The organism is Salmonella sp. FC25216 (genome assembly GCF_057751355.1).
The window spans coordinates 1-21,751 of record NZ_JBDGON010000006.1; the positions used below are offsets into that span (position 1 = coordinate 1).

General features: G+C 50.6%; 21 protein-coding genes, 1 rRNA gene and 1 pseudogene. 14 read left to right on the forward strand and 9 right to left on the reverse strand.

Annotated elements, in window-relative coordinates:
* The 3 genes from rrf to AC3G3F_RS13050 form a co-directional block, all read left to right on the forward strand.
* Positions 1-100, forward strand: a 5S ribosomal RNA gene (gene rrf, locus AC3G3F_RS13040); the annotation flags it as partial.
* Positions 101-405: 305 nt separating this feature from the next.
* Complete coding sequence (locus tag AC3G3F_RS13045) at positions 406-861, forward strand: DUF4385 domain-containing protein (protein WP_000985653.1); 456 nt, start codon at positions 406-408, stop codon at positions 859-861.
* Between the two features lie 103 nt (positions 862-964).
* Positions 965-2,266, forward strand: a complete 1,302-nt coding sequence (locus AC3G3F_RS13050; RefSeq protein WP_023246027.1) for an MFS transporter — start codon at positions 965-967, stop codon at positions 2,264-2,266.
* On the opposite strand, the gene AC3G3F_RS13055 is transcribed toward AC3G3F_RS13050, so the two are convergent.
* The 5 genes from AC3G3F_RS13055 to trxC all read right to left on the reverse strand — a co-directional run bounded on the left by AC3G3F_RS13055 (position 2,263) and on the right by trxC (position 7,987).
* Positions 2,263-2,586 (reverse strand): YfiM family lipoprotein, encoded by a 324-nt coding sequence (locus AC3G3F_RS13055; RefSeq protein ID WP_023246026.1) that lies wholly within the window; start codon positions 2,584-2,586, stop codon positions 2,263-2,265. The two genes, AC3G3F_RS13050 and AC3G3F_RS13055, sit on opposite strands and share 4 nt — an antisense overlap.
* A gap of 44 nt (positions 2,587-2,630) precedes the next feature.
* Complete coding sequence (gene pssA, locus AC3G3F_RS13060; protein WP_121768217.1) at positions 2,631-3,986, reverse strand: CDP-diacylglycerol--serine O-phosphatidyltransferase; 1,356 nt, start codon at positions 3,984-3,986, stop codon at positions 2,631-2,633.
* Positions 3,987-4,100: 114 nt separating this feature from the next.
* Positions 4,101-6,761: a protein lysine acetyltransferase gene (gene pat / locus AC3G3F_RS13065; RefSeq protein WP_488395129.1), complete on the reverse strand. Its 2,661-nt coding sequence runs from the start codon at positions 6,759-6,761 to the stop codon at positions 4,101-4,103.
* 35 nt (positions 6,762-6,796) lie between these two features.
* The gene (gene tapT, locus AC3G3F_RS13070; protein WP_053510812.1) at positions 6,797-7,495 is read right to left on the reverse strand and encodes a tRNA-uridine aminocarboxypropyltransferase; all 699 of its coding nucleotides are present in this window, start codon (positions 7,493-7,495) and stop codon (positions 6,797-6,799) included.
* A 72-nt stretch (positions 7,496-7,567) separates the two neighbouring features.
* Positions 7,568-7,987: a thioredoxin TrxC gene (trxC, locus tag AC3G3F_RS13075; RefSeq protein ID WP_488395130.1), complete on the reverse strand. Its 420-nt coding sequence runs from the start codon at positions 7,985-7,987 to the stop codon at positions 7,568-7,570.
* Positions 7,988-8,180: 193 nt separating this feature from the next.
* Here trxC and AC3G3F_RS13080 point away from each other — a divergent pair, with 193 nt between their 5' ends.
* Positions 8,181-9,218 (forward strand): tRNA/rRNA methyltransferase, encoded by a 1,038-nt coding sequence (locus AC3G3F_RS13080; RefSeq protein WP_023246022.1) that lies wholly within the window; start codon positions 8,181-8,183, stop codon positions 9,216-9,218.
* Between the two features lie 114 nt (positions 9,219-9,332).
* On the opposite strand, the gene ung is transcribed toward AC3G3F_RS13080, so the two are convergent.
* Complete coding sequence (gene ung, locus AC3G3F_RS13085) at positions 9,333-10,022, reverse strand: uracil-DNA glycosylase (RefSeq protein ID WP_023246021.1); 690 nt, start codon at positions 10,020-10,022, stop codon at positions 9,333-9,335.
* A gap of 318 nt (positions 10,023-10,340) precedes the next feature.
* Between ung and grcA the strand changes: the two genes are divergently transcribed.
* Positions 10,341-10,724 carry an autonomous glycyl radical cofactor GrcA gene (grcA, locus tag AC3G3F_RS13090; RefSeq protein ID WP_000627811.1) on the forward strand — a complete coding sequence of 128 codons (384 nt, stop codon included), beginning with the start codon at positions 10,341-10,343 and terminating at the stop codon, positions 10,722-10,724.
* Positions 10,725-10,838: 114 nt separating this feature from the next.
* Here the strand turns inward: grcA and srmB are convergent, their stop codons facing one another.
* On the reverse strand, positions 10,839-12,173 hold the full coding sequence (gene srmB, locus AC3G3F_RS13095) for an ATP-dependent RNA helicase SrmB (RefSeq protein ID WP_023246020.1): 1,335 nt from the start codon (positions 12,171-12,173) through the stop codon (positions 10,839-10,841).
* Between the two features lie 129 nt (positions 12,174-12,302).
* On the opposite strand from srmB, the gene trmN reads away from it, so the two are divergent.
* Complete coding sequence (gene trmN / locus AC3G3F_RS13100) at positions 12,303-13,040, forward strand: tRNA(1)(Val) (adenine(37)-N(6))-methyltransferase TrmN (RefSeq protein ID WP_023246019.1); 738 nt, start codon at positions 12,303-12,305, stop codon at positions 13,038-13,040.
* Here the strand turns inward: trmN and nadB are convergent.
* Positions 13,025-14,647 carry an L-aspartate oxidase gene (gene nadB, locus AC3G3F_RS13105; RefSeq protein ID WP_053510798.1) on the reverse strand — a complete coding sequence of 541 codons (1,623 nt, stop codon included), beginning with the start codon at positions 14,645-14,647 and terminating at the stop codon, positions 13,025-13,027. The genes trmN and nadB overlap by 16 nt on opposite strands.
* A 263-nt stretch (positions 14,648-14,910) precedes the next feature.
* Between nadB and rseD the strand changes: the two genes are divergently transcribed.
* From rseD to AC3G3F_RS13145, 8 genes and pseudogenes are all read left to right on the forward strand, one after another.
* Positions 14,911-15,075 (forward strand): rpoE leader peptide RseD, encoded by a 165-nt coding sequence (gene rseD / locus AC3G3F_RS13110; RefSeq protein WP_014344135.1) that lies wholly within the window; start codon positions 14,911-14,913, stop codon positions 15,073-15,075.
* Positions 15,072-15,647 (forward strand): RNA polymerase sigma factor RpoE, encoded by a 576-nt coding sequence (rpoE, locus tag AC3G3F_RS13115; RefSeq protein ID WP_006176728.1) that lies wholly within the window; start codon positions 15,072-15,074, stop codon positions 15,645-15,647. Before rseD ends, rpoE begins: the two co-directional genes overlap by 4 nt.
* 31 nt (positions 15,648-15,678) lie before the next feature.
* Complete coding sequence (gene rseA / locus AC3G3F_RS13120) at positions 15,679-16,329, forward strand: anti-sigma-E factor RseA (protein ID WP_001168374.1); 651 nt, start codon at positions 15,679-15,681, stop codon at positions 16,327-16,329.
* Positions 16,329-17,285, forward strand: coding sequence for a sigma-E factor regulatory protein RseB (gene rseB / locus AC3G3F_RS13125; protein WP_023179692.1), 957 nt, complete (start codon positions 16,329-16,331; stop codon positions 17,283-17,285). Before rseA ends, rseB begins: the two co-directional genes overlap by 1 nt.
* Positions 17,282-17,761, forward strand: a complete 480-nt coding sequence (gene rseC, locus AC3G3F_RS13130; RefSeq protein WP_023246016.1) for a SoxR-reducing system protein RseC — start codon at positions 17,282-17,284, stop codon at positions 17,759-17,761. Before rseB ends, rseC begins: the two co-directional genes overlap by 4 nt.
* Positions 17,762-18,258: 497 nt before the next feature.
* Positions 18,259-18,810 (forward strand): annotated as a pseudogene (locus AC3G3F_RS13135) (tyrosine-type recombinase/integrase); the annotation flags it as partial.
* On the forward strand, positions 18,800-19,321 hold the full coding sequence (locus AC3G3F_RS13140) for a hypothetical protein (RefSeq protein WP_079796409.1): 522 nt from the start codon (positions 18,800-18,802) through the stop codon (positions 19,319-19,321). The pseudogene AC3G3F_RS13135 and the gene AC3G3F_RS13140, both read left to right, overlap by 11 nt.
* Positions 19,321-19,674, forward strand: coding sequence for a tail fiber assembly protein (locus AC3G3F_RS13145; RefSeq protein WP_488395134.1), 354 nt, complete (start codon positions 19,321-19,323; stop codon positions 19,672-19,674). The genes AC3G3F_RS13140 and AC3G3F_RS13145 overlap by 1 nt, the downstream gene beginning before the upstream one ends.
* 453 nt (positions 19,675-20,127) lie before the next feature.
* Here AC3G3F_RS13145 and AC3G3F_RS13150 read toward each other — a convergent pair whose 3' ends face one another.
* A complete protein-coding gene (locus tag AC3G3F_RS13150) occupies positions 20,128-21,189 on the reverse strand; it encodes an acyltransferase family protein (RefSeq protein ID WP_488395135.1) in 1,062 nt (353 codons plus the stop codon).
* Positions 21,190-21,751: the final 562 nt, after the last annotated feature.

The following is a 21,751-nucleotide window of genomic DNA, read 5'->3' on the forward strand; positions in this document are numbered from 1 at the left end:
CGGTGGTCCCACCTGACCCCATGCCGAACTCAGAAGTGAAACGCCGTAGCGCCGATGGTAGTGTGGGGTCTCCCCATGCGAGAGTAGGGAACTGCCAGGCATCAAATAAAAACGAAAGGCCCTGTCGCAAGACAGGGCCTTCTGTTTTATCTGTAGTCTGTCGGTGAGCGCTCTCCTGAGGAGGACAAATCCGCCGGGAGCGGATTTGCACGTTGCGCAGCAACGGCCCGGAGGGGGGCGGGCAGGACGCCCGCCATAAACTGCCAGGCATCAAACAGTGAAGAAGCCTGTCCTGACGGACAGGCTTTTTTGCGTCTGTGCGCCACCATCACCGGGCAAAACCTTCCTGATCATTAACGATGAACTATCCTTTACACTTGCTTATATAAGCAGTGAGGATATTCATTGGCTATCAAACCTTTTAACTACCAGCAGGACTTTTCCAGCATTGATTTCCGCCAGCAGCCTGAATTGTATCAGGTTGGACGAGGCGAGCAGGGGGTGCTACTGGTTGAACCCTACAAAAGTGAAATTCTTCCTTTCTGGCGCTATAAAGATGAAGCATCGGCGATGAAATCCGCAGAACAGATCTACCAGTTGTTCGAAGCTTACCGGCAACAGGATGATTTCGTTGGTATGGACATGGCGCGTAAATTTATTCAGATGGGATATACCCGCGCCAGGCGATACGCTAACTATAAAGGCGGTAAAAAGTATGCAGAAGACGGCAGCCTGAATACACGGGGTAATGATCCTATTAAGGCCGCGGCGGCAACGGTTTTCAAAGGTTGGTGGGATAAAATCCGTCAGGACGAAGACTATCTGAAACGAAAACGCCAGCATCAGGCACGGTGGGGATAGAAATTAGCAAACAAATAATTAACACTTTATTTACTTTTTTGTCTCGCGTAATCTGAATCTCCAAAATAAAAGGCCGATCAAGCCTGGCAACAAGGAGAACAGTATGGCAGAAATTATTCAGCGTATAGATAAAAACAACGCTGAGGCTCCGGAGATGCGGCGACGCATATGGGCTATCGTGGGGGCATCTTCCGGAAACTTAGTGGAATGGTTTGATTTCTACGTCTACTCTTTCTGCTCGCTCTATTTTGCACATATCTTCTTTCCTTCTGGTAATACCACCACTCAGCTTTTGCAAACGGCAGGTGTCTTTGCCGCAGGTTTTTTAATGCGACCTATCGGTGGTTGGCTATTTGGACGCATTGCCGATCGACGCGGGCGTAAAGCCTCAATGTTGATTTCGGTGTGCATGATGTGTATGGGGTCGCTGGTGATTGCCTGTTTACCTGGTTACGATACCATCGGCACCTGGGCGCCGGCGCTGCTACTTATTGCAAGGTTATTTCAGGGGCTCTCGGTAGGGGGGGAGTACGGGACCAGCGCGACATATATGAGTGAAGTTGCGCTTGAAGGTCGTAAGGGATTTTTCGCTTCATTTCAGTATGTTACGCTTATTGGTGGGCAACTATTGGCATTGCTGGTCGTTGTGATTTTGCAGCAGGTTCTGGAAGATGCTGAACTTCGTGCCTGGGGATGGCGTATTCCCTTTGCGCTGGGCGCCGTGCTGGCAGTTGTGGCGTTATGGCTACGTCGCCAGCTGGATGAAACCTCGAAGCATGAGACTCGCGCGTTAAAAGAAGCCGGTTCGTTGAAAGGTTTGTGGCGTAATCGCAAAGCCTTTTTGATGGTGCTTGGTTTCACCGCAGCAGGATCGCTGTGCTTTTACACCTTCACCACCTATATGCAGAAATATCTGGTAAATACAGCAGGTATGCATGCTAATGTCGCCAGCGGCATTATGACGGCCGCGCTGTGTGTTTTCATGTTGGTGCAGCCGTTATTCGGCGCGTTATCCGATAAGATAGGCAGGCGTACCTCTATGCTATGTTTTGGCGCGCTCGCGACTCTTTTCACCGTTCCAATTCTCTCCGCATTGCAGAATGTGACGTCGCCTTATGCCGCATTTGCTTTAGTGATGTGCGCGCTATTGATTGTGAGTTTCTATACCTCGATTAGCGGGATACTGAAAGCGGAGATGTTTCCGGCGCAAGTTCGCGCTCTGGGGGTCGGTTTATCTTATGCGGTAGCAAACGCGTTGTTTGGCGGATCTGCGGAATATGTCGCGCTGTCGCTAAAATCTGTGGGTATGGAGAGTTCGTTTTTCTGGTATGTTACCGCGATGGCCGCTCTGGCTTTCCTGGTCTCGCTGATGTTGCACCGTAAAGGAAAGGGCTTGCGCCTTTAGTACTGCGCCATTTGCCAGATAGCGTAACCGGTTGTCGCGCCAGCGACATCCCAGGCAAAATCTTTCCAGCTCCAGCCGCTTCCTTTCGGGCGGCTGTCCCAGAGTTCTTTTGAGGCTCCGAGACTCAAAGAAAACATCAGCCCTATCGCTGCGCTACGTTCGGGGCTTACTCCCTGGTGGCGCGCATACTCATTACCGGCTGCCGATAGCATTGCTGATGCCATAAAATGCTGGGCTTTATCCTGACCGCTCCAGCGGTCATTAGCCAGATGGCTGCACCCGGAGAGAAACAACACCGTAAAAGGAATCAACACGCGCACCAGTCCACTCCTAAGAGAAAACCCCGTACAGGACGGGGCTTCGATTACAGGATACGGCTAATTAATCTGTCGATGCGGATCCGGCGCAGGCGGCGAATCAATTTACGCACTTTTATCGGATAGTCGGCAATGCTCTGCAGGTCACGATAATGTTTTACGATGGTCGTGTGCGTTCGGATAAGTTCCAGCTCTTTTTCCCGCTGAGGGGTAAGTTCCTGCTTAGGATCGTGGACCAGAATGGCGTTTTCCAGATCCAGACGCCAGGCGCGGGGATTCAAATTGTTGCCGGTGAGTAGCATCCATTTATCATCTACCCACATCCCTTTCAGATGATAGGTATTGTCGTCATCTTTCCACAGACGCACCACAAGCTGATCGGTATTGACGTAATATTGTAAACGGCTCAGGAAGCGGCGCAGGTTAATCTCATAGAGATAGGGCAGCGCGCCAATGATCTTGAACGGTTCATCTTCCGGAATGTAAAAATCATTCGCGGTTTTATCGCCAACAATGATTTCGACTTTCTTTCCGTCGCGCAGTAGCTGGATAATATTCCGCACCAGTACCGCTGGTAGATTGAAGTAAGGGGTACAAATGGTGAGCTTATGCTCCGCACAGGGCATGAGATGGAAAATGGTTTTGTTCAGCAGACTGGATTTTCCAAGCCCGACCAGCGGCGTAACGGAGAGTTGCTCGTCATTAGCGTCACCCTGAAAATGATATGACGCATCACGCAGCTCCTGACGGTATAAGCGGATATCGTTTTTAATCTCCGGGCTTTTCGGACGCTGGGTATTATCCAGACGATTCACACCACGACCATTCATCAGATTTTGCGTAACCCAGTCAAACATGATGTCTGCCATTTGCCGATTACGAATGAGCTGGTAGCGATCATAGCGATATTTGTCATGCTGATGGAGATAGACATCGTTCAGACTGGCGCCGCTGTACAGGACGCTATCATCAATGATAAACCCTTTAAAATGCAGTACGCCAAGCGCTTCTCGCGTATTAATTGGTACGCCGTAAACCGGGACATCAATGCCGGGGTTTTCCTGCGCCAGCCGGCAATACCAGTCTGCATTGGTATTCGAGGCCGCTGCGCCAATGCGCCCACGCTGCGCGCGATGCCAGTCGACCAGCACCCGCACGTCCAGTTCAGGACGCTGCCGTTTAGCCGCATAGAGCGCGTCGAGTATACCTTTACCCCCATCGTCCTGTTCCAGATACAGGGCAACGATACAAATACGCTGCGTCGCGCTGGCGATTTTCTCCAGCAGTGTCTCCCGAAAAGTAGCAGGAGTATAAAAGAAATCTACATCATCAACTGACTGAGAAATCTTAGGGAGTTGGGCAAGGTGTTGTTGATGTTTATTACGCTTAAATTTTGACAACATCACAGTGCATTTCTTCTCTGTTCATTGAAGGGTCCTCTGTGCTATGCAGACGACATAAGCGAGCAATAATAACATCAGTACCCGTTAAAGTGGTCAACATTTCCAGTACATTACTCACGATTCATCACATTTGGCCAGATTCAGCGTTAATCCCACGATGCCCTCTTCGAGCTGAATATCGACCTGAAATCCCAGTTTTCTGGCCAACGCGACCATGCCGCGATTGTTCGGCATCGTAATACCGTTCAGCCGCTTCAATCCGTGATCGCGAGTATAAGCAATCAATTTCTCCATTAAACGGCGTCCTAAGCCCAATCCTTTGAGATCTGAACGCACCAATACGGCAAATTCAGCATCCATGTTATCAGGATCGGAAATCGCACGCGTTACGCCGAGGATCTCTTCAGTGTTATCCAGCCGTCGCACAGCCACAAACGCCATTTCTCGATCGTAGTCGATCTGCGTCATGTTGGCTAAATCTTCGTGGGTAAATTCGTTGATCTCGCTGAAATAACGGTAGTAAAGATCCTCTTTAGTGACCTGAGCGATGAATTGTCGCAGTTGGGGCTCATCTTCCGGCAGGATCGGACGAAACAGACAGCGATCGCCGTTTTTCATCTCCACCCACTCTTCAAGCTGGTGGGGATAGGGGCGTACCGCAAGTCGACTTTCGCTATCGCCATCAAACGGGGCAATATCCAGCGTTACATCCAGCGCGGTAAACTCACTGGCGGAAGCCAGCAGCGGATGGATATCCAGACGCTGAATTTCCGGGCAGTCGACAATCAGGTTTGAAACCTGGACCAGCAACTGGCTTAAACCGACGATATCCAACGGATGCAGCGCGCTGCGGGCGCGAATTTTCCGCTGTTTAATGCCCTGAATCACCAGATAGCGCGCCAGATTCATATTGAGCGGCGGCAGTGCTACGACAGCCTGCTCTTCCGGACGCCACTCCACGCCGCCTTCACCCAACATAATCAAAGGACCAAACACCGGATCGTGCTCGACCACCACACGAAGCTCCTGCGCTCCGGCGCGGTTAGCCATGCTTTGTACCAGCAAACCGTGAATCCGCGCCTGCGGCCAGGCCATCTTTACACGATCGAAAATGGCGTTGGCGGCCTGCTGCACCTCATTCGCGGTCCGCAAATAAAGCATAACCCCCTGAACTTCAGATTTATGCGGAATATCCGGCGAGCGTAACTTGAGGGCTACCGGATAGCCTATCTGTTCGGCGATATGCACCGCTTCCGCGCTGTCGCAGGCAATCCAGGTGGGAAGGGTATGTAATCCATAGGCGTGTAAAATTGGCTGTACTTCATGGGTATCCAACGAGGTGGCGCCTTCCGCAATCGCCTGCTGTAACAGATTATGTGCTTCGGCGGTATTGGACGTCAGGTTACTCGGCAGCGCTGGCGTTTCCCGCAGTTGCTTCTGATTACGCCGGTATTCCACCATATGCATAAAAGCGGTAATCGTGCCTTCCGGCGTACGGTAGGTGGGTAATCCGGCTTCGCTGAATAGCCGTCTTGCTTCCTGAGACGAGAATTCGCCGCACCAGTTTGTCAGCAGCGTAACAAACCTGCCTCTGGGGTGGCGCTTAATCGTCTCGATCAGCGCATGGGCGCTTTCCGTACCCGGCGCGGCTGCGCTGGGAGAGTGGATAACCATAAGCGCGTCAAAATCCTGACTGGAGAGCAGGATATCCAGCGTTTTGACGTAATGTTCGCGGCTGGCGTCATCACACAGATCTAGCGGATTGGCAATATCAATGTGCGCGGGAAGCGCCTGCCGTAGTTGCAGGCAGGTCTCTTCGCTCAACGTCGCTAGCTTGCCGTTACGCGACCACAACTCATCTAACGCCAGCGCGGCAGGCGCGGCGCCATTACTGATGATCATCAGTCTGTCGCCGCGTAGCGGACGCATATGGCTGAGCGTTTCGACGGCGGAAAAAAGCTCGTGCGTATCCTGGACTCGTAGCAGGCCTGCGCGCTGGATGGCCGCATCCCACGCCGGGTCCATTCCCGCGCTGGTATTAAGTAAACGCTGGGCTGCCGGGCTTCGGCCGCTTTTAATCACCAGAATCGGTTTGTTACGTGAAGCGCTACGGGCGGCGGAAACAAAACGGCGGGCGTCACTTAACTGTTCCAGATAGAGCAAAATCGCGCTGGTCTTGCTGTCGCGCGCCAGATAGTCGAGCAGTTCATCGACATCAATATCCAGGCTATCGCCCAGCGCGATAAAGTAGGAGAAGCCCATTTCACGCTGTTGCGCCCAGTCAAGAATAGTATTGGAAACGGCGGCAGACTGGGAAATAAAGGCGAGCTTGCCCTGCTTAATCGGGACGGGAGAAAAGCTGGCATTCAGCCCTTGCCACGGCGCGAGGAGCCCAAGACTGTTCGGACCCAGCAGACGCATTTTATAGTGCCGGGCACAGACAAGAAGTTCTTCATGTTGCGACGTGGGAGCAGAAAGGATAATACACGTTTTACAACCTTTCGCGCCAAGCGCCTCCAGTAACGCCAGGTTACGGCTAGCGTTAGTGCATAAAATAGCCAGATCGGGAGTAAAAGGGAGACTGGCGATATCCGGCCAGGCCATGACGCCTAAAACGGCTTTCCAGGCGGGCGTCACGGGAAGGACGGGGCCATTGAATCCGCCCGCCAACAAGTTACGCATCATCAGATAACCCGCACGGTGGGGCTTCATTGATGCGCCAATCACCGCGATCGATTTTGGTCGCAGTAGCGCTTCCAGTCCTTGCTGGCTCATACCGGTTTCCCTTACACAGAAGTGACCGGATGATTTTAAACGCTTTCGCTATTTTCTGCTGTGACGTTTCCCGGATGTTGCGTTTTTCCTGCCAGATAGCGCGTTTTAAAACGGGTGAAATGTTCACCTAAACTGGTTGCAGCCTCGGTATCTCCCGCCAGATCTAACAACGCTATCGCGACTTCGGCGGTACAATATTGCCCTTCGGCATGGATTTCACGCAGACGATAAGCTGAAAGACGCGATAAATCGACGGAAATTACCGGCAGATGATCCAGATAAGGGCTTTTACGAAACATTTTACGTGCTTCGGGCCAGGTGCCGTCAAGCATGATAAACAGCGGCGGTTTCCCGGCGGGCGGGGTGGAAATGACCTCGCGCGCTTCGTCGGCGTAGGACGCGGGAAAGACCACCATCGGCTGATAATCCGGATGCTGTACCAGCTCCAGCAACGCCTGCGGCGGCTCGGTACGCGACCACTGAAACGCCGCGGTATCCGGCAAGATATCGGCTATCAGTCGGCCGGTATTGCTGGGTTTCATCGGTTCAGTGTCAAACATGACCAGACAAAAACGGCTTTTCGCCTGAGAAGGCGTTAACGTATCACACAGGCAACGTTTTAGCGGCAGCAAGCAGCGCTGGCAGCGGTGAACCCGGTTGCCTCTGGCAAGAAAAGGACGTGTAGCGCGCGCAAGCCGTTCGGCGCGTAACTGAAGGACAGCGTTATTGGTCATAGAAAGCGTTTGTGGAGAAAAACGCTATTGTGGCAGAGGTGAAAATGGGGCACAAGATGCGCCCCATGGCGTTTACAGTGCTTCGTTCAGCCAGTTGTCAAAAGGCGCTTTAGGTACTGCGCCATTGAGCATATCGACCACCTGTCCATGTTTAAAGATCATAATCGTCGGGATGCTGCGAATACCGAAACGGGCGCTAAGTTCACGTTCCGCCTCGGTATTCACTTTGACAAAACGGACTTTACCGCTGCGCTCTTCTGCGACATCCTCGAAGATAGGCGCAAAGTTACGGCAAGGGCCGCACCAGGTCGCCCAAAAGTCGATCACCACTGGAAGATCGTCCTTCAACAGTTTGTCCAGCGTTTCGCCGGTCGCATTAATGACTTCTCCGTCAAACAACTCATGACCGCAGCGTCCACATTTTGCCGCATCCTGAAGCCGATCGTCGGGGATGCGGTTGATGGCCTGGCAATGGGTACAAACGGTGTTCATAGCTAACCTCTGAATACGTCCCGCTACGCGCGAGATGTTTCTATAATGTTATATATTATCGAGGAGTTTGTGCTAAACAACAATGTGTTTTATTCAATGAGTACAATAGTCGCAGGCTTTTAAACGAAATCATGGCTAACCGGATGCACATCGGGTAATCTTCGCGCTTCGCGCAGCGCTGGTGGAGAAAAGCATGAACGATGAATTAAAAAACAAAAGCGGCAAAGTCAAAGTGATGTATGTCCGTAGTGATGATGACTCTGATAAACGCACCCATAACCCGCGTACCGGGAAAGGGGGAGGCCGCCCAGCAAAGTCTCGCACTGACGGTGGACGTCGCCCTGCCCGTGATGAGCGAAATAATCAGATCCGTGACCGTAAACATGAAACATCGCCGTGGCGTACTGTGTCCCGCGCGCCAGGCGATGAAGCGCCTGAAAAAGTCGATCATGGCGGTATTAGCGGTAAAAGTTTTATCGACCCTGAAGTTTTGCGTCGCCAGCGTGCGGAAGAGACGCGCGTCTACGGCGAAAATGCCTGCCAGGCGCTATTCCAGAGCCGTCCTGACGCCATCGTGCGCGCATGGTTTATCCAAAGCGTAACGCCGCGTTTTAAAGAGGCGCTTCGCTGGATGGCGGCGAATCGTAAAGCCTACCATGTTGTGGATGAAGCCGAACTGGCAAAAGCTTCCGGGACTGAGCACCACGGCGGCGTATGTTTCCTGATTAAAAAGCGTAACGGTACGACCGTTAAGCAATGGGTAAAGCAGGCGGCGGATCAAGACTGCGTACTGGCGTTGGAAGATGTCGCTAACCCGCATAATCTGGGCGGCATGATGCGTAGCTGCGCGCACTTCGGCGTGAAAGGCGTGGTGGTACAGGATGCGGCGTTGCTGGAATCCGGCGCGGCGATTCGTACCGCGGAAGGCGGGGCAGAGCATGTCCAGCCGATCACTGGTGAAAGCATTGTTGACGTACTGGATGATTTTCGTCAGGCGGGGTACACCGTGGTGACGACGTCCAGCGATCGCGGTCAGGCGCTCTTTAGTACGACCCTGCCGGAAAAGATGGTGCTGGTCTTAGGCCGTGAATATGACTTCCTGCCGGAAGCGGCGCGCGAACCCAATGATCTGTGTGTAAAAATTAACGGCACGGGGAACGTGGAAAGCCTTAATGTGTCGGTTGCGACAGGCGTGCTGCTCGCCGAGTGGTGGCGGCAGAATAAAGCGTAAGGGCTACAGCCCGGTGGCGCAACGCGTGCCGGGCCAATTATGTACTTCCACCGCCCGGTCAGATAAGGCGCTTTCGCGCCGTTATCCGGGCGATAAAACGGCGAGCCGCCAGCGTTATTCACTCTCAGTCGGTAGTACTGGCGTCCAGTCGATAGTTTTCTCGCCGTGTTGTTCCAGCCATTGGTTCGTTAGCGCAAAATGATTGCAGCCAAAAAATCCGCGGTGCGCAGAGAGCGGCGAGGGATGCGGGGCTTTCAGAATATGGTGGCGCTGCGGATCAATAATCGCGCCTTTCTTCTGGGCGTGCGAGCCCCACAGCAGGAAGACGACGCCTTCGCGGTGTTGGTTAATCAGGCTTATCACTTTATCCGTAAAGGTTTCCCACCCCAGGCTGGCATGAGAGTGCGCCTGGCCTGCCCGTACCGTGAGCACCGTATTCAGTAACAGTACGCCCTGGCGCGCCCAGCTTTCCAGATAACCGTGCGCGGGGCGAACAAAGCCGGGAATGGAGGCTTCCAGCTCCTTGTACATATTCACTAATGACGGCGGGGGCGCGATTCCAGGACGTACGGAAAACGCCAGACCATGCGCCTGGCCGGGGCCGTGGTAAGGATCTTGCCCCAGGATCACCACCTTAACGTCGCCCAGTTCCGTGAAGCGAAAGGCGTTAAACACATCTTTTTGCGGCGGGTAGACCGTGATCCCCGACTGACGCTCGCCAGCAACGGTATGAAGCGTATTAATAAAGTAAGGTTGCTGTTTCTCATCAGCCAGCACATCGTGCCAGGTTAACTCAGTCGCCATCTCGCTCTCCTGCGAATTTCCAGTTCCCTTAGCTTAACTGCTTCTTTCTGCAGTGCAAAATCCTGCGTGCTACAAAAACCGTTACCTACAAAAGATAGTTGAAAATTTATGTAAAAAGTTTATAGAGCCGAATGGTGTAAGTTGATGTAAAACAATAAATTCCCTCCATCGCCCTTTTTATGGTGTGGTTTTTATTGATTTAAATCAAAGAATGAAGGGTGATCGAAGGGTATATATACACTCAAGCAACAATGGTTTTACCAATTGGCCGGGATTAGGCCGACCGAAATCAAATAATTTTGCCTGGGGAGGCATCACATGATTACAGGTATCCAGATTACTAAAGCCGCTAACGACGACCTGCTGAATTCCTTCTGGCTGCTGGACAGCGAAAAAGGCGAAGCGCGCTGCATCGTTGCAAAATCCGGCTTTGCTGAAGATGAAGTTGTGGCTGTCAGCAAACTGGGCGAGATTGAATACCGTGAAATTCCGATGGAAGTTAAACCGGAAGTGCGCGTTGAAGGCGGTCAGCATCTGAACGTTAACGTTCTGCGTCGTGAAACGCTGGAAGACGCGGTTAAGCATCCGGAAAAATACCCGCAGCTGACTATTCGTGTTTCTGGTTATGCGGTGCGTTTTAACTCCCTGACGCCGGAACAGCAGCGCGACGTTATCGCTCGTACCTTTACTGAAAGCCTGTAAGATTCACGAATTATACCGGCTTGGGGTGTAAAAAACGGAAGACGTTTATACGTCTTCCGTTTTTTTACGTCGATTCATCGGGAAAAAAATGCCGGGTAGAGCCCGGCATCATCATCACTCTTCGCTGGATTGCTCCTGCATTTGCGTACCGCTTGGCTTGCGGCGCTTACCGATATTTTTTGTATCGCGGTGACGTTTCTTCACGCGCGGCTTCTCTTTTTCTTTCTCTTTTTTCTTCTCGGCGCGTTTCGCCAGCACTTTTTTCGACGGTTTGCCGGTCAACTTTTCGCTGGGGGCGCGCGTGGTCGGGCGAAGTTCATCAATGACGCGCGCTTTTAGCGGCTCTTCGATGTAACGACCTATTTTCAGCAGCAACAGATGGTCGTGGGCTTCTACCAGCGAGATTGCCGTGCCTTTGCGGCCAGCACGGCCTGTACGACCAATACGATGCAGATAGGTATCACCACTGCGCGGCATGTCGAAGTTAATGACGTGGCTTACGTCAGGAATATCAATCCCGCGTGCAGCGACGTCGGTTGCGACCAGCACGTTAACGCGACCGTCGGTGAGACGCTTAATACCTTCGTTACGTTTGATCTGCGCCATCTCGCCTTCAAGATAGCAATTGTTGATCCCTGACAGACGCAGCGTTTCGGCCAGTTCATGGACGCGTTCACGTTTACGCACAAACACGATAGAACGGGTTGCATCGTCTTGTTTTAGCAGGTGCTTCAACAGAGCAACTTTATGTTCGAAATTGTCGGCACGGTAGTACCACTGGTGAATTTTCTTACGCTCGCGGGTTGACGGATTGGCGGAAACTTCAACCGGATCTTCCAGCAGGCGTTCGGCAAAATCTTTAATCGCATCGCCTTCCAGCGTGGCGGAGAACAGCATCGTCTGTTTACGCCAACGGGTTTCGCCGGCGATATGTTCAATATCCTGAGCGAAGCCCATGTCCAGCATCCGGTCAGCTTCGTCAAGGATCAGTGTTTCAACTGCCCGGCAGTCGAAGTTCTCTTCTTTTATATATTGCAGCAGACGGCCCGTCGTGGCGACCACGATATCCTGGTTTTCGCTAAACACTTCAGCATGGTTCATATAGGCTACGCCGCCGGTAATCGTGGCGATATCCAGATGAGTATGCTTAGCCAGTTCACGAGCGTGATCGGCAACCTGCATTGCCAGTTCGCGGGTTGGCGTCAGGATCAGAATGCGCGGCGGCCCTGATTTTTTACGCGGAAAGTCGAGCAGGTGCTGCAACGCCGGCAGCAGGTATGCCGCCGTTTTACCGGTGCCTGTCGGCGCAGAACCGAGTACATCACGGCCATCGAGCGCAGGCGGAATGGCGGCAGCCTGAATGGCGGTCGGGCGAGTGAAACCTTTATCCTGGAGGGCATCCAGCAGGCTTTCGTCGAGTTCAAGTTCGGAAAAAGTCGTTACAGTCATGTTCTACCTCTGTGTGGGGCGCTGATTATAGACGTTACGGCCGCAATCTTCATCTGTTTGTATGGATATCCCTTCTCAGGTATTGTTTTCACCCGGCGCTGTCGCCGTTTTTCGCAAGGTTGTTTTTACATGTCTCAGTCTGGCTCCGTTCTTCGTCGTAACGGATTTACGTTTAAACAGTTTTTTGTTGCACATGATCGGTGTGCGATGAAAGTGGGAACTGACGGTATTTTACTCGGGGCGTGGGCGCCGGTCGCGGATGTAAAGCGAATTCTGGATATCGGTACTGGAAGCGGTCTGCTGGCGTTAATGCTGGCGCAGCGGACGGATGACAATGTGCCTATTGACGCCGTGGAGCTGGATGCCGGGGCTGCCAGGCAAGCACAGGAAAACGTTGCTCACTCTCCCTGGTCGCATCGAATAACGGTGCATACTGACAATATTCAGCGTTGGGCACCTCGTCAGACGGTACGCTTTGATCTTATTCTCAGCAATCCGCCTTATTACGAACCCGGCGTGGAATGCGCTACGCCGCAGCGGGAGCAGGCGCGTTACACCGCTACGCTGGATCACCAGACGTTATTGGCTATTGCAGCGGATTGTATTACCGAAGACGGCTTTTTTTGCGTCGTATTGCCGGAACAAATAGGCAACGTTTTTACGCAGCAAGCGCTCAACATGGGATGGCATTTGCGGTTACGTACTGACGTTGCGGAAAACGAAGCGCGCTTGCCGCACCGGGTTCTGCTCGCATTCTCCCCGCAAGCCGGGGAGTACTTTAGCGACAGATTAGTGATTCGCGGGTCAGACCAGCATTATTCTGAAAGTTATACGGCGTTGACCCAGGCATTTTATCTGTTTATGTGAGACGTTAACGGCGAAAGGATCGATGGGCCGGATTCAGCCAGTTGGTGCGGATAATCCAGCGTAAAGTGCAGCCCCCGGCTCTCTTTACGCATCATCGCGCAACGCACAATCAATTCGGCCACCTGCACCAGATTACGCAGTTCCAGTAAATTATTCGAGACGCGAAAGTTGGCGTAATACTCGTCAATCTCTTGTTGCAACATGGTAATACGCCGTAGGGCGCGTTCCAGCCGTTTCGTCGTGCGCACAATACCCACATAGTCCCACATCAGCAGACGCAGCTCATGCCAGTTATGCTGAATCACCACCCGTTCATCGGCGTTCTCCACGCGGCTTTCATCCCAGGCGGGAAGAACATCAACGCCGTGGGCGTAAGGCATTCGCCTGTCGATATCCATTGCCGCGGACCAGCCGTAAACTAAGCATTCCAGCAACGAGTTGGACGCCATACGGTTAGCGCCGTGCAGACCGGTGTAACTGACTTCGCCAATGGCATATAAACCGTCTACATCGGTACGACCATAGTCATCGACGACCACGCCGCCGCAGGTATAGTGCGCGGCAGGAACGACGGGAATCGGTTCTTTGGTTAAATCCATCCCCAAATCGAACAGTTTCTCATAGATCATCGGGAAGTGCTGGCGGACAAAATCTTCAGGCTTGTGGCTGATATCGAGAAACATACAGTCTGCGCCGAGTCGTTTCATCTCATGGTCAATAGCGCGGGCGACAATATCGCGCGGCGCCAGTTCGCCGCGTTCGTCAATGTCCGGCATAAACCGCGAACCGTCCGGACGTTTAAGGTATGCGCCTTCGCCGCGCAGCGCTTCGGTAAGGAGAAAATTACGCGCCTGCGGATGATAAAGGGCGGTCGGATGAAACTGGTTAAATTCCAGATTAGCGACCCGGCAACCCGCGCGCCAGGCCATCGCGATACCGTCGCCGGAGGAAATATCCGGGTTAGTGGTGTATTGATAAACCTTTGAGGCGCCGCCGGTCGCCAGCACCACCGACTTAGCATGACAGGTTTCAACCCACTCTTTATTGCGATTCCAGAGCCAGGCGCCGACGACCCGGCGAGGCCCCGGCAGACCAATTTTATCGGAGATAATTAAATCAACGGCATTGCTGCGTTCCAGCACCTGAATATGAGGATGATTTTGCGCCCGACTGACCAGCGTGGTTTCGACTTCCTTTCCGGTAGCGTCGGCGGCATGAAGGATACGGCGATGACTGTGGCCGCCTTCACGCGTGAGATGATAGCTCTCCTTGCCGTTTGGCTGGACATGCGTATCAAACAGGACGCCCTGATCGATAAGCCACTGCACGCAGGCGCGGGCGTTGCTGGCGACAAACTCCACCGCGTGGCGATCGCAAATTCCGGCGCCGGCAATCAGCGTATCTTCGACATGCGACGCAATACTGTCGGTTTCATCAAACACGGCGGCAATACCGCCCTGCGCATAAAACGTGGAGCCCTCGCTCACCGGCCCTTTACTCAGGACGATAACCTTATGTTTTTCAGCCAGACGCAGCGCCAGCGAGAGTCCGGCCGCGCCGCTGCCGATAATTAACACATCACAGGACAGTTCAGGAGTTGTCATTATGGCCTTTGTTTAATTTACTAAACATTGTTGCGGTAGATTAGCACTATATGGCGCTAAAAAGCACGTTATGATTTCGCTGATGTTGTGCTTATTAAACATAAAATAAAAATACGGCGAGAGATAAACGGCAAAAAATATTTTGTAGGGCAGGATGTTAGCATCAGATTTTGTAGTGAAATAAAGATGCTGTTAGGTTACTCTGCAAACGACGAAATAGGCATTTCTGTACAGATAGTGCGTTGTTCAGTATCTGTAGACTTATAATGGAAGATAAGACCTGTCTACAACATGACAAACAAAAACAAATGCGTAACGGAACTTTACGAAACATAGACACTCTAACCTGTTGCTTGCTCATAGTGCGGCTTATGGAGTGGCGTTTCGAAAGCGCGTGGAAATTTGGTTTGGGGAGACATTACCTCGGATGAGCGAGCAGTTAACGGACCAGGTCCTGGTTGAACGGGTCCAGAAGGGAGATCAGAAAGCCTTTAACTTACTGGTAGTGCGCTACCAGCATAAAGTGGCGAGTCTGGTTTCCCGCTATGTGCCATCGGGCGACGTTCCCGATGTCGTACAGGAATCATTTATTAAGGCCTATCGCGCGCTGGATTCTTTCCGGGGAGATAGCGCTTTTTATACCTGGTTGTATCGCATTGCGGTCAATACCGCGAAGAACTACCTGGTTGCTCAGGGGCGTCGTCCGCCTTCCAGTGATGTAGACGCGATTGACGCAGAAAACTTTGAAAGCGGCGGCGCGCTGAAAGAAATTTCGAACCCTGAGAACTTAATGTTGTCAGAAGAACTGAGACAGATAGTTTTCCGAACTATTGAGTCCCTCCCGGAAGATTTACGTATGGCAATCACCTTACGGGAGCTGGATGGCCTGAGCTATGAAGAGATAGCGGCTATCATGGATTGTCCGGTGGGGACGGTGCGTTCACGTATCTTCCGGGCGCGGGAAGCTATTGATAATAAAGTTCAACCGCTTATCAGGCGTTGACGATAGCGGGATACTGGAAAAGGTATTAGGCATGCAGAAAGAAAAACTTTCCGCTTTGATGGATGGCGAAACGTTGGACAGTGAGCTGCTCAAAGCGCTTACGCACGACCCGGAAATGCAGAAAACATGGGAGAGTTATCACCTGATCCGCGATTCAATGCGGGGGGATACGCCTGACGTTCTTCATTTCGATATATCCGCTCGCGTGATGGCCGCTATTGAAAACGAGCCAGTACGTCAGGTGTCGCCATTAATCCCTGAGGCCCAGCCCGCTCCGCAGCAATGGCAGAAAATGCCGTTCTGGAAAAAAGTGCGTCCGTGGGCGGCGCAGCTTACCCAAATGGGAGTGGCGGCGTGCGTTTCACTTGCAGTTATCGTTGGCGTCCAGCACTATAATGGGCAATCTGAAACATCCCAGCAACCTGAAACGCCGGTTTTCAATACCCTGCCTATGATGGGGAAAGCCAGCCCGGTAAGTCTGGGAGTGCCTTCTGAAGCAGCGCCTGTCGGCAGTCAGCAACAGCAGGTACAGGAGCAGCGTCGTCGCATTAATGCCATGTTGCAGGACTATGAACTGCAACGCCGACTGCACTCCGAACAGCTTCAGTTTGAGCAGGCGCAAACCCAGCAAGCCGCGGTACAGGTGCCAGGAATCCAAACTTTAGGAACGCAATCGCAGTAATGAAGCAACTTTGGTTTGCCATGTCCCTTGTGGCGGCTAGCCTGTTCTTCTCAGTAAACGCCTCGGCCGACCCTGCGTCCGGGGCGTTATTGCAGCAGATGAACATCGCCAGCCAGTCACTGAATTACGAGCTGTCATTCGTCAGCATCACGAAACAAGGCGTTGAATCTCTGCGTTATCGACACGCACGCCTGGATAGTCGCCCGCTTGCGCAATTGTTACAGTTGGACGGTCCCCGCCGGGAGGTCGTACAGCGTGGTAATGAAATCAGTTATTTTGAACCGGGCCTTGAGCCGTTCACCCTGAACGGTGATTATATTGTCGATTCTCTGCCTTCCCTGATTTACACCGACTTCAAGCGTCTGGCGCCTTACTACGACTTTATTTCCGTAGGACGCACCCGTATCGCAGACAGATTGTGCGAAGTTATCCGCGTTGTGGCGCGCGATGGTACGCGTTACAGCTATATCGTCTGGATGGACATGGACACCAAACTGCCGATGCGCGTTGATCTGCTGGATCGCGATGGCGAGACGCTGGAGCAGTTCCGCGTTATTGCGTTCACGGTGAGCCAGGATATCGGCAGCACTATGCAGGCGCTGGCGAAGGCGAATCTTCCGCCGCTGCTTTCTGTTCCCGGTGGCGAAAAAACGAAGTTTAACTGGAGTCCATCCTGGGTGCCGCAAGGCTTTAGCGAAGTCTCCAGTAGCCGTCGTCCGTTGCCGACGATGGATAACCTGCCTATCGAATCGCGGCTTTATTCTGACGGTCTGTTTAGCTTTTCCGTCAATGTGAACCGGGCGACGCAAAACAGCAGCGATCAGATGCTGCGTACCGGACGCCGAACGGTTTATAGCAGCGTTCGCGACAACGCGGAAATCACCATTGTCGGCGAGCTTCCGCCGCAAACGGCGAAGCGCATTGCCGACAGTATCAAGTTCAGGGCAGTACAATGATCAAAGAGTGGGCAACCGTTGTTTCCTGGCAGAATGGTCAGGCGGTGGTGAGCTGCGACGTTAAAGCGTCGTGCAGCAACTGCGCCTCCCGTGCGGGATGCGGCAGTCGCGTACTGAATAAATTAGGGCCGCAAACCACGCATAAAATTGTTGTGCCAAGCGCGGAGCCGCTGGCGCCGGGGCAGAAAGTCGAGCTGGGCATTGCCGAAAAAAGCCTGTTAGGGTCGGCGCTGCTGGTCTATATGTCGCCTTTAGCGGGGCTATTTTTCTGTGCGGCGCTTTTTCAGGTGCTGTTTGGATCTGACCTTGCCGCATTAAGCGGGGCCGTGCTGGGCGGCGTGGGCGGTTTTCTGGTTGCCCGTGGCTATTCCCGAAAACTGGCCGAGCGCGACGCCTGGCAGCCGGTGATTTTAAGCGTAGCCCTCCCGCCTGACCTTGTTCGTGTCGAAACCACCTCAATCGAAACGCGCCAGTAAACGTTTTGCCCAACGGTACACCTGCCGCGTTGGGTTGTTGTCCCGATAAGCATGAGCTTTTCCTGCGTTGCGGTGTTTTACAGGAAAAAAGCGAGGCGTTTTCCAGTTCCCGCTCTCCTTACACTATGAACATTTCCTCGCCTTAGCGTTGTAGTGTAGAATGCGGCGTTTCAGTTAAAACAGACATTAAGCTCAGAACAGCGACCTCTAAAGTCTGGTCAACCAGGCGTAAGGCATAATAATTTATCTCTATGAAGAACATACGTAACTTTTCGATCATTGCTCATATCGATAATTGATACCCCGTCACCCTCCGCAAACCCACGACAAAATCTTCTCAAGATCCCCGCAAAATAAGCGCTCACAAAAATGATACTGGTTGCATGTACAGTCAACCTACGACATCATGAGTCATGGTTTTTGTGTCCACCAGTGCGTCCATATCCTATGATGGACACAGAACCTTCCGTTCTGATGGACACATGCAGGGATAAATCATGCCTATTTCAGATAGTTATCTAAAGTCGCGCCTCGGGCGCGAACGCGATAAAGTTGAGGAGAAGGCAGACCGGGACGGCCTGTGGGTGTGCATTTCCAAAAAGGGCGCCGTCACTTTTTTCTACCGATTCCGTTTCTTGGGTAAGCAGGACAAGATGACGATCGGCAGTTACCTGGAATTCGGGTTGAAGGCCGCGCGCGAAGAGGTAGCTAAGTGGGCCACCATTCTTGCCCGGGGAGAAAACCCGCGGATCAGGCAAAGCCTCGATAAAGCTAAAATCAACAGCCAGTACACATTCGAGGAATTTTTCAGAGAATGGCATGCGATGGTATGCGTTCAGAAAGAAATATCCGATCAAATACTGCGTTCGTTTGAGCTGCATGTGTTCCCTAAGCTGGGTAAGTATCCGGCGCATCAGCTGACGCTGCACAACTGGCTTACAGTTCTGGACCGACTGGCGCAGGGATACACTGAGATCACCCGGCGAGTAATTAGTAACGGTCGGCTGTGCTTCTCATGGGCAGGGAAGCGCCAGTTTATTGAGGTTAACAGATAGTGTATGGCTGCAGCATTACTACAGTCATCATGGAGAGGTTGCCAAAAGACAGGACTGGGCTACCAGCATTACTGCAAATGTTCCGTGGGTTGTTGATTTCAATACATCCAACCCTCAGCGGGATATTGTGGGCAATGCCGCTACAGCTACTACCGCAACAAAACTGAAAACACCCAGAACAATAGCCGGGGTTGCATTTGACGGGACTGCAAATATTGACCTGGAATTTCTTGTATATGGTCAGTTGTTAAGTGACGTAACGGCCTCACGCGTTAAAAATGTATCATACACCAATGACACATTAAAACCGGTCGTTGTGTATGTCCGTTTTAATAATGAAAATAACACTAACCGTAAAATTTACGTAAATAACTATCTGTTGATAGAAATAAACAATATTACAGGGTATGACCAGCCCGGATCATGTACGTTCATCGTTCCTGCAGGGGGCGTATATCGGGTGGAAACAACCGGGACGCTAGTTGGCTGGGTGGAGATGATATAATGAAATACTATATTGATGGCGGAAATAATGTTTACGCCTATGAAGATGATGTGGGTGAAAGTTTTATTCAGCCCAGCCTGACAGAAATCAGTGAAGAAGAGGCCATGAGTATCGCTAATCCTCCACCAACCCATGAAGAACTGATTCAGTTAGCTGGAAATAAATGCCAGCAACTACTTTCTCATGCTGACGCAATCATGCTCGAATGGCGTACAGCGTTAATGCTGGGTGAAATCAGTGACACCAACAGAGCTAAACTGTCGGCCTGGCTGGACTATAAGAATGAGGTTAAGGCAGTTGATGTGACAACCGACCCTGAACATATAAACTGGCCTGTTCAGCCGGAGGCGTAGGCCGGGCGCCTGATTGGGCAGGAGTACCGCGGCAGCAAGTAGCGATTATTTATGATTTGAGACTGTCGACGCTGTACAGCAAATTCCAGGCTAATAAATCAGGCAGTTAGTCTTTGTAGTAATTGATGCGCGATCCGGGTAGTTTGTCGGGATTCCGGTGATGTCAAACAGAAAGGTGCAATCTCCCTTTTATTAGTGTTACCATCATTTGATAAAATGACAGATCAAGCGTAGCGGATTATCATTTGTGTACCAGATTGTGTACCAATTTAGCAATTGTTGATTAGATAGATACACAACTCACTGCAAATAAATTAATTTTCTCTTTGTATGTGATCTTGCCACGGGACAGCATCTGGAATCAGATACAGATATATAATACTTGATATTTAAATGGAAATTGATAGTGCTCACGTATGATTTTTTCATGACAGCGAGCACCTGAATAATTGGCTATTTTAATATTTTAAGGTGTTTTTTGCTATTTGTTATTGATTCTAAAAAAACACGCATTGGTTTTGATAATTTTCTTTCTACAAATCTGTGCACGCAATATGCAACTATGATAACTAAAAATATAGTACACCAAAATATTATGTGAGGATTTATTGATGGGTATGCAATATTAAAAATCATATAGCCAATATTCTGATGTATCAAGTACAAGGGATATGTCAATGAGCCTATTAATAACCATTTTTTACGACCCATAAACCCAGTGAGATTTAATGATATAAGTGTCATTACGATATAGAATGATGTGATAATGGTAGCTGTAATATATTTGCTAATAAAAGTGTTGTAATGATTTTCAAAAAAAATAATTTGGTTGGTTGATTGATATATAGCAAGAGCTAATGAGGTGCCCAAAATTGCCGATTTTAATGCTGAAAGTCCTTTTGAGTAAATGAGATAGCATGTTGCTCCAGCAATAAAGTATGTTGAGTAATCCGAGATAAAAATAGCGCGTAGTTTCCATATCGGATATATTTCTAAAACTATAGATATAATCAACCATGAAAGGATTAATTCTTGTGCTCGATGTATCTTACCAATAGCTAAAATCACTGCGATTAAAGCATAGAAACGTATTTCTATAAATAATGACCAATATGCCCCATCCACCGATGGAGTTCCGATGAATCCATTTAACATTGTCATGTTGGTAATGTACTGATTGAAAGATACAGAATATTTTGGAGCACCAATTGCAACCGTCACTATAAATGTAATAGTACAGCATGCCCAGAATGCAGGATAAAGCCTGACCATCCTTGATATAGTAAAGTTCTGTATGCTTCCATGAGATGCCGACATGAGAATAACAAATCCACTAATCATAAAAAATAGTTGGACACCAAGAAAGCCATATTTAGATACTGGCGCGAGCGAGGGATATGGCATTATTGACATACCATCAGCAGCGTATCCTCTGAATGCGTAGTGAAAAAAAACAACGGCCATAGCTGCTACAAATCGTAAAAGATCTATTTCATTAATTCTATTTTTTATCATAAAAAATGATTCCTAATAACCCTGTTGGATAAATTTGCAGGACGTAAAAATCAGAAGATTCTGCAAGATTGTGAGTTTATCACTGATAGAATTATTGATCGATAAAAACGATCAATAATAAAATAATGATAGATATTGCAAATCAATATATTGGTTATTGATCGGCAATGCTGATCGATTCTCGATCGGTTGTATTGCCATAGGTTTTTGTTCAGGAATTTCAAACTTCCGTGCGGTCAGAGTGATAATTTGGGAATAAAATATTTAAAATCAGTAGGATAAAAAGTAGAGGTAATTGAGAGTTGCCGCAGCTACGTTGTATGCAAGAATGTGCTTTAGTGGTCTGCCTACTGTGTTATGTCAGTACTGATTGTAACCGTGTTTATAGGTCGTACAGGCTGCTATTGTGATGTAACATCGTACGTTGATCAGCAGATCGTATGCTGACGATTTCAAAGCTACAGTGTAATATGCACGCCAGTCGTTGATGGGGTAGTTATTGTGGAATGTCCACCGCTGTGTCCATCAAGAAAAATTTATCAGCATAGCGAGTTGAAAAATT

What these genes read in the sequence shown, in the direction of transcription:
- AC3G3F_RS13050 (WP_023246027.1), top strand. Translation starts at nt 965, where the DNA reads ATGGCAGAAATTATTCAGCGTATAGATAAAAACAACGCTGAGGCTCCG.
- pssA (WP_121768217.1), bottom strand. Translation starts at nt 3,986, where the DNA reads ATGTTGTCAAAATTTAAGCGTAATAAACATCAACAACACCTTGCCCAA.
- pat (WP_488395129.1), bottom strand. Translation starts at nt 6,761, where the DNA reads ATGAGCCAGCAAGGACTGGAAGCGCTACTGCGACCAAAATCGATCGCG.
- tapT (WP_053510812.1), bottom strand. Translation starts at nt 7,495, where the DNA reads ATGACCAATAACGCTGTCCTTCAGTTACGCGCCGAACGGCTTGCGCGC.
- trxC (WP_488395130.1), bottom strand. Translation starts at nt 7,987, where the DNA reads ATGAACACCGTTTGTACCCATTGCCAGGCCATCAACCGCATCCCCGAC.
- AC3G3F_RS13080 (WP_023246022.1), top strand. Translation starts at nt 8,181, where the DNA reads ATGAACGATGAATTAAAAAACAAAAGCGGCAAAGTCAAAGTGATGTAT.
- ung (WP_023246021.1), bottom strand. Translation starts at nt 10,022, where the DNA reads ATGGCGACTGAGTTAACCTGGCACGATGTGCTGGCTGATGAGAAACAG.
- grcA (WP_000627811.1), top strand. Translation starts at nt 10,341, where the DNA reads ATGATTACAGGTATCCAGATTACTAAAGCCGCTAACGACGACCTGCTG.
- srmB (WP_023246020.1), bottom strand. Translation starts at nt 12,173, where the DNA reads ATGACTGTAACGACTTTTTCCGAACTTGAACTCGACGAAAGCCTGCTG.
- trmN (WP_023246019.1), top strand. Translation starts at nt 12,303, where the DNA reads ATGTCTCAGTCTGGCTCCGTTCTTCGTCGTAACGGATTTACGTTTAAA.
- rseD (WP_014344135.1), top strand. Translation starts at nt 14,911, where the DNA reads ATGGAAGATAAGACCTGTCTACAACATGACAAACAAAAACAAATGCGT.
- rpoE (WP_006176728.1), top strand. Translation starts at nt 15,072, where the DNA reads ATGAGCGAGCAGTTAACGGACCAGGTCCTGGTTGAACGGGTCCAGAAG.
- rseA (WP_001168374.1), top strand. Translation starts at nt 15,679, where the DNA reads ATGCAGAAAGAAAAACTTTCCGCTTTGATGGATGGCGAAACGTTGGAC.
- rseB (WP_023179692.1), top strand. Translation starts at nt 16,329, where the DNA reads ATGAAGCAACTTTGGTTTGCCATGTCCCTTGTGGCGGCTAGCCTGTTC.
- rseC (WP_023246016.1), top strand. Translation starts at nt 17,282, where the DNA reads ATGATCAAAGAGTGGGCAACCGTTGTTTCCTGGCAGAATGGTCAGGCG.
- AC3G3F_RS13145 (WP_488395134.1), top strand. Translation starts at nt 19,321, where the DNA reads ATGAAATACTATATTGATGGCGGAAATAATGTTTACGCCTATGAAGAT.
- AC3G3F_RS13150 (WP_488395135.1), bottom strand. Translation starts at nt 21,189, where the DNA reads ATGATAAAAAATAGAATTAATGAAATAGATCTTTTACGATTTGTAGCA.